Source organism: Serratia plymuthica NBRC 102599 (assembly GCF_001590925.1).
GTDB classification, from domain to species: Bacteria; Pseudomonadota; Gammaproteobacteria; order Enterobacterales; family Enterobacteriaceae; genus Serratia; species Serratia plymuthica.
Genome location: NZ_BCTU01000026.1, coordinates 16,637 through 29,589 on the forward strand (window position 1 = coordinate 16,637; position 12,953 = coordinate 29,589).

General features: G+C 58.9%; 16 protein-coding genes. 11 read left to right on the top strand and 5 right to left on the bottom strand.

Annotated features, from left to right (window positions below; genetic code table 11):
• Positions 1–3: 3 nt before the first annotated feature.
• The 5 genes from SPL01S_RS18050 to flgA all read right to left on the bottom strand — a co-directional run bounded on the left by SPL01S_RS18050 (position 4) and on the right by flgA (position 2,520).
• Complete coding sequence (locus SPL01S_RS18050; RefSeq protein WP_063201873.1) at positions 4–306, bottom strand: helix-turn-helix domain-containing protein; 303 nt, start codon at positions 304–306, stop codon at positions 4–6.
• Entirely contained in the window at positions 287–673 is a 387-nt protein-coding gene (locus tag SPL01S_RS18055) for a type II toxin-antitoxin system RelE/ParE family toxin (protein WP_063201876.1), read from the bottom strand. The genes SPL01S_RS18050 and SPL01S_RS18055 overlap by 20 nt, the downstream gene beginning before the upstream one ends.
• Before the next feature lie 226 nt (positions 674–899).
• Positions 900–1,334: a flagella synthesis protein FlgN gene (locus tag SPL01S_RS18060; protein WP_062871191.1), complete on the bottom strand. Its 435-nt coding sequence runs from the start codon at positions 1,332–1,334 to the stop codon at positions 900–902.
• 83 nt (positions 1,335–1,417) lie between these two features.
• Positions 1,418–1,744, bottom strand: coding sequence for a flagellar biosynthesis anti-sigma factor FlgM (flgM, locus tag SPL01S_RS18065; protein WP_006326137.1), 327 nt, complete (start codon positions 1,742–1,744; stop codon positions 1,418–1,420).
• A 122-nt stretch (positions 1,745–1,866) separates the two neighbouring features.
• Complete coding sequence (gene flgA, locus SPL01S_RS18070; RefSeq protein ID WP_063201879.1) at positions 1,867–2,520, bottom strand: flagellar basal body P-ring formation chaperone FlgA; 654 nt, start codon at positions 2,518–2,520, stop codon at positions 1,867–1,869.
• 159 nt (positions 2,521–2,679) lie between these two features.
• Between flgA and flgB the strand changes: the two genes are divergently transcribed.
• From flgB to flgL, 11 genes are all read left to right on the top strand, one after another.
• Positions 2,680–3,093 carry a flagellar basal body rod protein FlgB gene (gene flgB / locus SPL01S_RS18075; RefSeq protein WP_006326134.1) on the top strand — a complete coding sequence of 138 codons (414 nt, stop codon included), beginning with the start codon at positions 2,680–2,682 and terminating at the stop codon, positions 3,091–3,093.
• A gap of 5 nt (positions 3,094–3,098) precedes the next feature.
• Positions 3,099–3,503: a flagellar basal body rod protein FlgC gene (gene flgC / locus SPL01S_RS18080; protein ID WP_004946094.1), complete on the top strand. Its 405-nt coding sequence runs from the start codon at positions 3,099–3,101 to the stop codon at positions 3,501–3,503.
• 12 nt (positions 3,504–3,515) lie between these two features.
• Positions 3,516–4,193 carry a flagellar hook assembly protein FlgD gene (gene flgD / locus SPL01S_RS18085; protein WP_004946091.1) on the top strand — a complete coding sequence of 226 codons (678 nt, stop codon included), beginning with the start codon at positions 3,516–3,518 and terminating at the stop codon, positions 4,191–4,193.
• A gap of 61 nt (positions 4,194–4,254) precedes the next feature.
• The gene (flgE, locus tag SPL01S_RS18090) at positions 4,255–5,487 is read left to right on the top strand and encodes a flagellar hook protein FlgE (RefSeq protein ID WP_004946087.1); all 1,233 of its coding nucleotides are present in this window, start codon (positions 4,255–4,257) and stop codon (positions 5,485–5,487) included.
• Positions 5,488–5,499: 12 nt separating this feature from the next.
• On the top strand, positions 5,500–6,255 hold the full coding sequence (locus tag SPL01S_RS18095; protein ID WP_004946084.1) for a flagellar basal body rod protein FlgF: 756 nt from the start codon (positions 5,500–5,502) through the stop codon (positions 6,253–6,255).
• An 18-nt stretch (positions 6,256–6,273) separates the two neighbouring features.
• Positions 6,274–7,056 (top strand): flagellar basal-body rod protein FlgG, encoded by a 783-nt coding sequence (flgG, locus tag SPL01S_RS18100; protein ID WP_004946081.1) that lies wholly within the window; start codon positions 6,274–6,276, stop codon positions 7,054–7,056.
• Between the two features lie 75 nt (positions 7,057–7,131).
• Positions 7,132–7,833: a flagellar basal body L-ring protein FlgH gene (flgH, locus tag SPL01S_RS18105; protein ID WP_062871357.1), complete on the top strand. Its 702-nt coding sequence runs from the start codon at positions 7,132–7,134 to the stop codon at positions 7,831–7,833.
• A 145-nt stretch (positions 7,834–7,978) separates the two neighbouring features.
• The gene (locus SPL01S_RS18110; RefSeq protein ID WP_063201883.1) at positions 7,979–9,079 is read left to right on the top strand and encodes a flagellar basal body P-ring protein FlgI; all 1,101 of its coding nucleotides are present in this window, start codon (positions 7,979–7,981) and stop codon (positions 9,077–9,079) included.
• The gene (gene flgJ, locus SPL01S_RS18115) at positions 9,079–10,020 is read left to right on the top strand and encodes a flagellar assembly peptidoglycan hydrolase FlgJ (protein WP_006326127.1); all 942 of its coding nucleotides are present in this window, start codon (positions 9,079–9,081) and stop codon (positions 10,018–10,020) included. The genes SPL01S_RS18110 and flgJ overlap by 1 nt, the downstream gene beginning before the upstream one ends.
• Positions 10,021–10,209: 189 nt before the next feature.
• A complete protein-coding gene (flgK, locus tag SPL01S_RS18120; RefSeq protein ID WP_063201886.1) occupies positions 10,210–11,856 on the top strand; it encodes a flagellar hook-associated protein FlgK in 1,647 nt (548 codons plus the stop codon).
• Between the two features lie 58 nt (positions 11,857–11,914).
• Complete coding sequence (gene flgL, locus SPL01S_RS18125; RefSeq protein ID WP_004946072.1) at positions 11,915–12,874, top strand: flagellar hook-associated protein FlgL; 960 nt, start codon at positions 11,915–11,917, stop codon at positions 12,872–12,874.
• Positions 12,875–12,953: the final 79 nt, after the last annotated feature.

Genomic DNA, 12,953 nt, shown 5'->3' on the forward strand with positions numbered 1-12,953 from the left:
GGTTTAAGCGAGGATCGCCAACCCGTTGCGATCGACCAGCGAAAGCAGTTTCATCGCGGCGGAGTTGGGAACGGCTTCGCCACGCTCCCATTTTTGCACCGCTTTTTTGCTGACGTTCAGATGCAAGGCAAACACCGGCTGGCTGACGTTTTCGCGCTCGCGTAGGGCGCGGATGTCCGCAGGGGTATATTGTTTGACCGGGTGTAAGCACAGCATGTCGAAGGTGCGCATAGTGCCAGCGTCGACAAATCCGGCCTGATACAGCTCCTGCACTTCTTGGTGGATTTCAGCAAGGATCTTGCTCATAGGTTAGTCTCCTCAACCTCTTGTCATTAACCAACTGATAAAGCCTGAAAGGGGAATAGTCCAGATAGAGCGCGGCAAGGCGTTTTAACCCCAGCAATTCATCACTGGAAATGTTGTCCATTTCATTTTTGGCAAAACCGCGCATGAAAAAAAATCGATCCCCATCTCGAAAGGCAATCAGCACCCGGTAGCCGCCGCGTTTACCACCACCCGCTCGTGCGACCCGTTTCTTATAAACGCAACTGCCCAAATTGGCATCGTACAGTTGGCTTTGTATTTCTTGCGCAGCCTTGATCACCGTGGCGTCGCTAATGCGTTCATGGGCGGCAAATGCCTGAAACGTTTTGGTGAGATAAATATCGGTCATTCATTCTCCTTGCAAAACTATACCCTTTTAGGGTATAGATCAAGTGGTTTAAAAACCAACACAGAGTGGCGGAGTTGAATGGGAGGGCGAAGGGGGCAATTTTGGGTATGCGCAGTGTTGTGCAAATAAAAACTGCCGTGTAGGCAAGGGGCTGTTCAAAGTGCGAGTGAGTTTGCAGCGTAAGAGATGCACCCGACTTTAGGTTAGTCGGGTGAAGTGTCTTTGATTAGACGCCGATTTTTCGCCCCAGCAGGCTGCCGCTGCGCGACTGGCCATCTGGGCCATAAAGCGATTTGTTGTTTTTGCCGAGGATCGCCAGCGCCTGGGCGTTATGATCAATCTGCTGATTGAGCAACAGACCGTTATGCTGATTTTTCTCGCGCAACTTTTGGCTGAGCAACTGTACTTGCTGCCAGGCGTCGGCCAGACGCGGGTGAGCGGCATAGGGCGCCTGTTGCCTTTGTGCGCGCTCCAGCTCCAGCCGTTGCTGTTCCAGGTAGTTCACCGTAGCCAACAGCTGGCTCTTGACGTCGGTAACGCGCTGCAACGCTACGCCCGGCAGTTGGCCGGAGCAGAGCAAATGATGTTCTTCCGTCAGCACCGTATCGAGTGCATTCAGGGTTTCCAGCAAATTATCAAGCAGCTGTGGCAGATTTTCCATTGCGATTCATCACCTTTCAGAGTGTCCCTTAATCTTTCACGCCGCAGCCCTGCGGGCAATGCAGGCCAGGTTGCATCACCCGATTATGCCTTCGGCGGCCGGCTGCCGTTTGACATCCATTGGGCATCGCTCTGCGCGTCTTGCAGCAGCGCATCGGCAATTTTGCCGGCATCCATTTTCAATTCGCCGCGGCGGATCGCCTGCTTGATAGCGTCCACCCGGTTCATATCAATATCCTGAGTGCCCGGTTGCATCAGGCGCGCCTGCGCGTCGCTCAATTTTACCTGGGTGCCGCTGACGGCGCTTTCCGCCTGAACAGCCTTGCGCGGCTGAAGCTGATTGTCTGCCGGTGTTTCACGCGGCTGCACCGTTGTCACGGGCTGCAGCCGCTGGGTGCGATCGATACTCATGGTCAATCTCCATCAATGCCGCGGCCCGACGGGCAATGGCTGATATTTTTTGCGGCCCTGGCGGCCAGATAATTACTGCTTATGTTTTTCTTATCGGCAGGTTTTTATAAACCTTTACCTTTTTATAAAGTGATGCGAATCGTACCGTCACCATCGGCAATACCGCTGACGATTTGCCCGGAGGCCATGCGTACGCGAACGCTGTCCTCGGCGGCGGCGTTGTTCATGGCTTTGCCTGCGCCGCTGATGTTAAACCCGGCGCCTTGCGCCGTTACCTGCACCGGCTGACCGGCCTTGACAGCCCAGGCGCGGCGCAGCATGGCGAAGGTCAGCGGTTGGCCGGGGCTGATATTTCGCAGGCTGACCGCACCGATCGCCTTGTCCGCATTGGTCAGGGTGCGTGGTGCCAGGGTATCGAGCCGACCACTTTTCAACTTCACGTCTGCGGCCGTCAGCCGGCTGCCGGCGCTGATGCTACGCGCCGACACCAGGTAGTTGCCGATCACCTGCACCTGCGTTTGTATAAAACGCCGTTCCTGGCCGCAACGCGCCGAAATGCTGATATTGCCCCAGAGACGGGCGTTCGGCGCAAGCGACAACTGCGGAAACTCACACTGCGGCCACTGTGCCGCCGGCGTGCGCACCAGCACCTTAACCTGTACCGGGTTGCCGCTGAACTGGCCGCTGATGAAGCTGTCGATCTGTGCCGCCAGATCGTCGGCCTGTGCGTTCAGACTGCACAGCAGGGCGGCGAACAACAGTATTTTACCTTTCATCTTCGCTTCCTCAAGCGCCATCGGGTGCGGGTAAGTTTACCCGGACTGCGCGCAGGCTAAGCAGACAAATAGCGACGCATTTTGCCCTTATTCCCGCGATAGGCTGGCGGAAGGGGCGTTTATGCTGTCGGCTCCAAATTTTAACCTCGCGGAGGGAGCATGATCGACAAACTGGACGCTGCTCTGCGCTTTGGTCAAGAGGCGCTGAATCTGCGCGCCCAGCGGCAAGAGATTTTGGCCGCTAACATCGCCAACGCAGACACACCGGGCTATCAGGCGCGGGATATCGATTTCGCCGGCCAGTTGAACAAGGTACTGGCACAGGGCCGCGCCAGCGGCAGCGGCATCGCGCTGAATATGACGTCTGCACGCCATATCCCGGCGCAAAACATGCAGCCACCGCAGCTCGATTTACTGTTTCGCGTGCCGGATCAGCCGGCGATGGACGGCAATACGGTGGACATGGATCGCGAACGCACCAACTTCGCCGATAACAGCCTGAAGTATCAGACCGACCTGACGCTGATCAACGGTCAGATCAAAGGGATGATGTCAGTGTTACAACAAGGATAAGGCGCATGTCGCTACTGAATATTTTCGATATCTCCGGTTCGGCGCTCTCCGCCCAGTCGCAACGCATGAACGTCAGTGCCAGCAACATGGCCAACGCCGACAGCGTCACCGGCCCGGACGGCGAACCCTACCGCGCCAAACAGGTCGTGTTTGAGGTGGCCGCAGCCGCCGGGCAACCCACCGGTGGGGTGCGCGTATCTCAGGTGGTCGACGACCCGGCGCCGGAACGTCTGGTGTATCAACCGGGTAATCCGCTGGCGGACGGCAAAGGGTATGTGCGCATGCCGAACGTGGATGTGGTGAGCGAGATGGTCAATACCATTTCCGCCTCGCGCAGCTACCAGGCCAACGTCGAGGTGCTCAACACCACCAAGTCGATGATGATGAAAACCCTGACGCTGGGTCAGTAACCGGAGCTATGCATGGCCATTGCCGCAACCACCAATGAATCGCTGGATAACACCGTCACCGGCGTCAACGCCAAAAGCAACACCGGCCAGGATCTGCAGAACAACTTCCTGACGCTGTTGGTGGCGCAGTTGAAAAACCAGGATCCGACCAACCCGATGCAGAACAATGAGCTGACCACGCAGCTGGCGCAGATCAACACCGTTCAGGGCATCGAAAAACTCAATACCACGCTGGGGTCGATCTCCGGCCAGATCAACAGCAATCAGTCATTGCAGGCAACCGCGCTGATCGGTCACGGCGTGATGGTGCCCGGCAGCAACATTCTGGTCGGCAGCAAAGACGGCAAGGTCAGCACCACGCCGTTTGGCCTCGAACTGGAGCGCGCCGCCGACACGGTAACCGCCACCATCACCGACGCCACCGGCAAAGCGGTGCGCACCATTGATATCGGCGGCCTGACCGCCGGCGTGCACTCATTTACCTGGGACGGTTCACTGACTGACGGCACCACCGCCCCCGACGGTGCCTACACCGTGGCGATCAACGCCAAGGGCAATGGCGAACAGCTGGTGGCGCGCAGCCTGCATTTTGGCATGGTCAATGGCGTTATCCGCGGTTCAGACGGCACGAAGCTGGATCTGGGCCTGGCGGGCAGCGCGACGCTGGAAGACGTTCGGCAGATTTTATAACTCTATCACTTGTTTCTCAGGCGTTATCGGACGATAGCCTGCACATTATTCGGAGAATGACATGGCCTTTTCTCAGGCAGTAAGCGGCTTGAACGCAGCAGCAACCAACCTGGACGTGATCGGTAACAATATCGCGAACTCCGCCACTTCCGGTTTCAAATCAGGCACCGTTTCCTTTGCCGATATGTTCGCCGGCTCGCAAGTCGGCTTGGGCGTCAAGGTGGCGGGGATCACTCAGAACTTCAAGGGTGGCACCACGACCGGCACCAGCCGCGCGCTGGACGTCGCCATTTCCGACAACGGTTTCTTCCGCCTGCAGGACAAGGACGGCGGTATTTTCTACAGCCGCAACGGCCAGTTCAAGCTGGATGAAAACCGTAACCTGACTAATATGCAGGGCCTGCAATTGACCGGTTTCCCGGCAGCCGGTTCACCGCCGACCATTCAGCAGGGCGCCAACCCGGTGCCGTTGAGCATTCCGGAAGGGATGATGACCGCCAAGTCCACCACCTCGGGCACCATGGTCGCCAACCTGAAATCGACCCATAAGGTGCCGGATAACAAGACGTTCGATCCCGCCAAGCAGGATTCCTACAACTACGTCAACTCGATTACCGCCTATGACTCGCTGGGCAATGTGCACAATATCAATGCCTACTTTGTGAAGACCTCCGACAACAACTGGCAGGTGTATACCCAGGAAGGCAACATCCCCGGCTCCCCAGTAACGGATGCCGGTACGATGGCGTTCGATACCAGCGGCAACCTGGTCAGCACCACCAGCAAGCAGGGCACCACCGGCGAATTCAGCATGCTGATCCCGATGTCCGCCACCAACGGCGCCCCGGCGCAGAACTTCAGCCTGAGCTTTGCCAAGAGCATGCAGCAGAGCGTCAGCAGCGACTCGGTCAGCAAGGTGTCGCAGGACGGGTATACCGCCGGTGAGTACACCAACTTCCAGATCAATAATGACGGTAGTGTCGTGGGGATCTATTCCAACCAGCAAACCCAATTGCTGGGCCAAATCGTATTGACCAACTTCTCCAACCCGGAAGGCTTGTCCTCACAGGGCGATAACGTGTGGCAGGAAACCGGCGCGTCCGGCCAACCGCGCGTAGGGCTGGCGGGAAGCGGCGGTTTCGGCAAGCTGACCAGCGGTGCGCTGGAAGCCTCCAACGTCGATCTGAGCCAGGAGCTGGTGAACATGATCGTCGCACAGCGTAACTACCAGTCGAACGCCCAGACCATCAAAACGCAGGACTCCATCCTGCAAACGCTGGTCAGCCTGCGCTAATAGGATTGATTTATGGATCACGCGATTTATACCGCGATGGGCGCAGCGCGACAGACGCTGGAACAGCAGTCCGTTACCGCCAACAACCTGGCCAACGCATCGACGCCGGGCTTTCGTGCTCAACTTTCGGCGCTGCGTGCCGTGCCGGTGGACGGGCCCAGCCTGCCGACGCGTACGTTGGTCACCGCGTCGACGCCGGGTGCCGACATGAGCCAGGGGGCGCTGAACTACACCGCGCGCCCGTTGGACGTTGCGTTGCAGCAGGACGGTTTTCTGGCGGTAAGCCTGCCGGACGGCGGCGAAGCCTACACCCGCAACGGTAACATCCAGATCTCGTCCGCCGGGCAGTTGACGGTGCAGGGTAGGCCGCTGATGGGCGATGGCGGGCCGATTGAAGTGCCGCCGTCGGCAGAGATCACCATCGCGGCCGACGGCACCATCTCGGCGCTGAACGCCGGCGATCCGCCGAACACCATCGCCCAGATAGGGCGGTTGAAGCTGGTGAAGGCCAATGCGCGTGAAGTGATGCGCGGCGACGACGGGCTGTTTCGCCTGACGCCGGAAACCCAGCAGCAACGCGGCAATCAGTTGCAGAACGATCCGCTGGTGCGGGTGATGCCGGGTGTGCTGGAGGGCAGCAACGTCAAGCCGATGGAAACCATGGTCGACATGATCGCCAACGCCCGTCGCTTTGAAATGCAGATGAAGGTCATCCACAGCGTGGATGAAAATGAACAGCGCGCCAACTCGTTGTTATCACTGAGTTAAGCAGCAAGGAAATAACCCATGATCCCATCTTTATGGATTGCCAAAACCGGTCTGGATGCGCAGCAGACCAATATGGACGTCATCGCCAACAACCTGGCGAACGTCAGCACCAACGGCTTCAAACGCCAGCGTGCGGTATTTGAAGATCTGCTGTACCAGACCATGCGCCAGCCGGGCGCGCAGTCCTCCGAGCAGACGACCTTGCCGTCGGGCCTGCAGATCGGTACCGGCGTGCGTCCGGTGGCGACCGAGCGTCTGCACAGCCAGGGCAACCTGTCGCAGACCAACAACAGCAAAGACGTGGCGATTAAAGGCCAGGGTTTCTTCCAGGTGATGTTGCCGGACGGCAGCCAGGCTTATACCCGCGACGGCTCTTTCCAGATCGACCAGAACGGCCAACTGGTGACCGCCAGCGGTTTCCAGGTACAGCCGGCGATCACCATTCCGGCCAACGCCCTGAGCATTACCGTCGGCCGTGACGGCATCGTCAGCGTCACTCAGCAGGGGCAGACCGCCGCCCAACAGGTGGGCCAGTTGACCCTGACCACCTTTATCAATGACAGCGGCCTGGAAAGCGTGGGCGAGAATCTGTACCAGGAAACCGAGAGTTCCGGCGCGCCGAACGAAAGCACGCCAGGGCTGAACGGCGCGGGCCTGCTTTATCAGGGCTATGTGGAAACCTCTAACGTCAACGTGGCTGAAGAGCTGGTCAACATGATCCAGACCCAGCGCGCCTACGAGATCAACAGCAAAGCGGTATCAACGTCCGATCAGATGCTGCAAAAACTGACGCAACTGTAATTGACGGGCGCCGCCGGTGCGCCCGTCACCCTATTTCGTGAAACAAAGGCGAGACCCGTGGTAACCACATATCTGATGGCAAACGCGCCGCAGCAAGGAAAGCGCTGGCTGGCGGCGATGGCGATGCTGACGCTGAGCGGCTGCGCCTATATTCCGCATAAACCCCTGGTTGATGGCGCTACCACGGCGCAGCCGGCGCCGGCGGGCGCTCCGGTGCCGAACGGATCGATTTTCCAGACGGTGCAGCCGATGAACTACGGCTATCAGCCGCTGTTTGAAGACCGCCGCCCGCGCAATATCGGCGATACCCTGACCATCGCGCTGCAGGAAAACGTCAGCGCCAGCAAAAGTTCCTCCGCCAACGCCAGCCGCAATGGGGCGAGCAAGTTCGGCGTCGCCACGTCGCCGCGTTATCTCGACGGCCTGCTGGGCAACGCGCGCGCCGATATGGATATCTCCGGCGACAGCACCTTTGGCGGCAAGGGCGGGGCCAACGCCAACAATACCTTCAGCGGTACCATTACCGTCACGGTCAATCAGGTGCTGGTCAACGGCAACCTGCACGTGGTGGGTGAAAAACAGATCGCCATCAACCAGGGCACCGAATTTATCCGTTTCTCCGGGGTGGTCAACCCGCGCACCATCAGCGGCAGTAACTCGGTCGCCTCCACCCAGGTGGCGGATGCGCGCATTGAATACGTCGGCAACGGCTATATCAACGAAGCGCAGACCATGGGGTGGTTGCAACGTTTCTTCTTAAATGTCTCCCCGTTTTGAGTACAGGCTATTTTACTTGCCATTTTGCGGTTGGGCAGTGCTCGGCGCCGTCACGTACTGCGTGTACGCTCCGTCGCCTGTGCGCTGTCCGCCCCCAAACTGCCTGCGACAATAACGCCTTGTGGGTAAGGTGAATGAGGTTCCAATGTTAAAGAAATTTCTAATGGCGCTGGTGATTTGTGCGCTGAGCCTGCCGGCGACGGCGGAACGCATCCGCGATCTGGTGACGGTGCAGGGCGTGCGTGACAACGCCCTGATCGGTTACGGGTTAGTGGTGGGGCTGGACGGTTCCGGCGATCAGACCATGCAGACGCCGTTCACCACCCAAAGCCTGAGCAATATGCTGTCGCAATTGGGCATTACCGTGCCGCCGGGCACCAATATGCAGTTGAAAAACGTAGCGGCGGTTATGATCACCGCCAAACTGCCGCCGTTCTCGCGCACCGGGCAGAACATTGACGTGGTGGTGTCCTCAATGGGCAACGCCAAAAGCCTGCGCGGCGGTACCCTGCTGATGACGCCGTTGAAAGGCGTGGATAACCAGGTTTACGCGCTGGCGCAGGGCAACGTGCTGGTGGGCGGCGCCGGTGCGGCGTCCGGCGGCAGCAGCGTGCAGGTCAATCAGTTGGCGGGGGGGCGCATCAGCAACGGTGCGACTATCGAGCGTGAATTGCCGACCACCTTCGGCAACGGCGGGGTGATTAACCTGCAACTCAATAACGAAGACTTCACGCTGGCGCAGCAGATCAGCGACGCCATCAACCGCCAGCGCGGCGGCGGCACCGCCTCACCGCTGGATGCCCGCACCATTCAGGTATTGGTGCCACAGGGCAACAGCTCGCAGGTGCGTTTCCTGGCGGAAATTCAGAACATCAACGTCAGCGTCGGGGCGATTGACGCCAAGGTGATCATCAATTCACGCACCGGATCGGTGGTGATGAACCGCGACGTGATCCTGGATTCCTGTGCGGTGGCGCAGGGCAACCTGTCGGTGGTGGTGGATCGGCAAAATACCGTCAGCCAGCCGAACACGCCGTTTGGCGGCGGGCAAACCGTGGTGACGCCAAATACCCAGATTTCGGTGCAGCAGCAGGGCGGTTCGCTGCAGAAGGTGAATGCCAGCGCCAACCTGAACAATGTGATCCGTGCGCTCAACGCGTTGGGTGCTACGCCGATCGATCTGATGTCGATCCTGCAGGCGATGCAAAGCGCCGGCTGCCTGCGTGCCAAGTTGGAAATTATCTGATGGCCGGCGATCTGATGGCGATGTCGGGCGCCGCCTATGACGCCCAGGCGCTGAACGGCCTGAAACGCGACGCAGCGGCCGATCCGCAGGGCAACCTGAAGCAGGTGGCGCAGCAGGTTGAAGGCATGTTCGTGCAGATGATGCTGAAAAGCATGCGCGCCGCGCTGCCGCAGGATGGGGTGCTGAGCAGCGATCAGTCGCGGCTCTACACCTCGATGTATGACCAACAGATCGCCCAGCAGATGTCGCAGAAGGGGCTGGGGCTGGCCGATATGATGGTGAAACAGATGGCCAATGCCAACGCCGTTCCGAGCGAAACGGCGGGGATGTCGCCGATGGCGCTGGACAATGACGTGTTGCAAACGCTGCCGAATCAGGCGCTGGAACAGATGATTCGCCGTGCGGTGCCGAAAGCGCCGACGGCCGCGCCGCTGTCGCTCAACAGCGGCAACTTTGTCGCCCGTTTGTCGATCCCGGCACGCGTCGCCAGCCAGCAGAGCGGCATTCCGCATCAGCTGATTGTGGCGCAGGCGGCGCTGGAATCCGGCTGGGGCCAGCGCGAGATCCCGACCGCCGACGGCTCGCCGAGCTACAACCTGTTCGGCATCAAGGCGGGCGGCAGCTGGGACGGCCCGGTGACCGAGATCACCACCACCGAGTTTGAGCAGGGGGCGGCGAAGAAGATCAAGGCACGGTTCCGGGTTTATGGTTCTTACGTCGAGGCGATTGCCGACTACGTCAAGCTGCTGACCAATAACCCGCGTTACGCCGATGTTGCCGCCGCCCGCAGCCCGGAGCAGGCGGCGCATGCGCTGCAACAAGCCGGATATGCCACCGATCCGCAATACGCCAACAAGTTGGTCAGCGTGATCCAGCAGATGAAAAACGCCGGCGAGCAGGTGGTAAAAGCCTATACCCATGACCTGAAGGATCTGTTCTAGTTTTCGGGTGCGGCATGTAACGCCCCTACGCGATAAGCAGCATTAAAACGTAGGAATTCAGCATGCTGAACCCGGTTTTTCCTCTCAAGTTTCCTCCGTTTTTGCCGATAACACAGACAGGCTGGGCGAACGGCTCGGCAGATTCATTGACTCCTGTGGGCCACCGGCGCCGCAGTAAAAGGAACTTCTATGTCCAATAGCTTAATCAATACCGCCATGAGCGGGCTGAATGCGGCGCAGGTGGCGCTCAGCACCGTCAGTAACAACATTTCCAATTACAACGTGACGGGCTACAACCGTCAGACGGCGATCCTGGCGCAAAACGGCGGCATGAGCACTATGAGCGGCTTTATTGGCAACGGCGTCACCGTCACCAGCGTCAACCGGGAATATAACCAGTTCATCACCAGCCAGTTGCGCGGTGCGCAGAGCCAGGCCGGGGCGCAGAACGCCTATTTCGAAAAAATCTCGCAGATTGATAACCTGTTGGCCAGCAAGACCAACACCTTGTCGACCAACATGCAGGACTTCTTCAGCAACCTGCAAAATCTGGTCAGCAACGCCGGTGATGACGCTGCGCGCCAGACGGTGCTGGGCAAGGCCAATGGCCTGGTCAATCAGTTCAACAATACCGACAAATACCTGCGCGACATGGACAGCGGCGTGAATCAGCAGCTCAGCGACAGTGCGCAGCAGATCAACAGCTACAGCCAGCAGATCGCCAAACTGAACGAAGAGATCACCCGTCTGCGCGGCAGCGGCGGCGAGCCCAATGCGTTGCTGGACCAGCGCGATCAGTTGGTTACCGACCTGAACAAAGTGGTTGGCGTTCAGGTGACTCAGCAAGACGGCGATGCCTACACCGTCTCTTTCGCCAACGGCCTGACGCTGGTGCAGGGCAACAATGCTTACCAGGTCGCGGCGGTGCCCACCAGCGGGGATCCTTCCCGTCTGACGATGGGGTATGACCGCGGCAACGGCGCCAGCGAAATACCGGAAGGCCAAATCACCGGCGGCAGCGTCAGCGGGGTGTTGAAATTCCGCAGCGAATCGCTGGACAGCGCCCGAAATCAACTGGGGCAACTCGCGTTGGCGATGGCTGACAGCTTTAACCAACAGCACCGCGCCGGGTTCGATCTAAACGGCGATGCCGGCACGGATTTCTTCAGCTTTGGCGGCGCCCGCGCAGTGGACAACAACCGCAATACCGGCGATGCCGCGCTGTCGGTGTCCTACACCGATACCAGCAAGGTGAAGGCCAATGATTACCGGGTAGAATTTGACGGCAGCAACTGGCAGGTGAGCCGCCTGCCGGATAACGTCAAGGTTAATGCCACGGCGGGTACTGACGCCGCCGGCAACCCGACGTTGAGTTTTGATGGCCTGAAAGTCGGCATTGACGGCACTGCGCAAAAGAATGACAGCTTCACCGTCAAGCCGGTCAGCGACGTGGCGGGCAGCCTGAAGGTCGCCATCACCGATTCCGCCAACATCGCTGCCGCAGGCAAAGATGACAGCGGCCGAGGCGACAATGAAAACGCCAAGAAGCTGCTTGATCTGCAAACCCAAAAATTGGTGGACGGCAAGGCCACCTTCAGCGGCGCTTACGCCAGCCTGGTCAGCAGCGTCGGCAATCAGACCGCATCCGCCAAGGTGACCGCCACCTCGCAGGGCAACATCGTCAAGCAGTTGGAAAACCAACAGCAGTCGATTTCGGGCGTCAACCTGGACGAAGAATACGGCGAGCTGCTGCGCTTCCAGCAATATTATATGGCGAACTCGAAGGTGATTCAGACCGCCAGCACGCTGTTCGATACGTTGCTGAATATCCGTTGATTTTCATTTTAACCGGAGCCCCGGCGGCTCCGGCCGCTGATTTTGAGGAACCCGCACCATGCGCATGAGCACCAGCATGATGTACCAGCAGAACATGACCGGCATTACCGGTAATCAGTCGTTGTTTATGAAGGCGGCAGAACAGCTTTCCACCGGCAAAAAAGTCAGCAACCCGTCCGACGATCCGCTGGCGGCGTCGCAGGCGGTGATGCTTGCCCAGTCCCAGTCGGAAAACACCCAATATGCGCTGGCGCGCACCTTTGCCCGCCAGAGCGTGTCGATGGAAGAGACGGTGCTGGCCGGAGCGACCAGCACCATTTCGGACATGAAAGCGCTGATCGTCAATGCCGGCGGCACCAAAAGCGACAACGATCGCGATTCGCTGGCTACCCAGTTGCAGGGGCTGAAAGACCAATTGCTTAACCAGGCCAACAGTACCGACGGCAATGGCCGCTTTATGTTCGGCGGTTTTGAGAATGACAAGCCGCCGTTTGCGAACAACGGCGGCTCGGTCAGCTATGTGGGTGGCAATACGCCGGTCGAGCAGAAAGTGGATGCCAATCGCATCATGACGGTCGGCCATACCGGCGATACGGTATTCATGTCGTTGACCAGCAACCCCAAGCCGGAGCCGGATGGCAGCGCATCGGTGTCCAACGTGTTCGAAAGCATCGATATCGCGCTGAAAGCGTTGAAAACCCCGCTTGACGGGGCGGACGACGCCACCAAACAGCAAGTGAACGACGCGATGGCCAAGGCCAATCGCGGGTTGGACAACTCCTATAACAAGGTGCTCAGCGTACGTGCCGAGTTGGGCAACCAACTGCAGGAAATGGATACGCTGGACAGTATTGGCAAGGATCGCGACATGATCAACCAAACGCAAATGAGTGCGTTGGTGGATGCCGATCTGACCGAGTCGATTTCCAGCTACTTCATGCAGCAGGCGGCTTTGCAGGCATCGTACAAGACCTTTGGTGATATGCAGGGGATGTCGCTGTTCCAAATGAATCGTTAAGAGCACTACCCCGTTGCCTGACCGCGACGGGTTTCCCTTTAGTGCGCTTAGAAAATGCCATCGCTGCTGCGCAGAGATA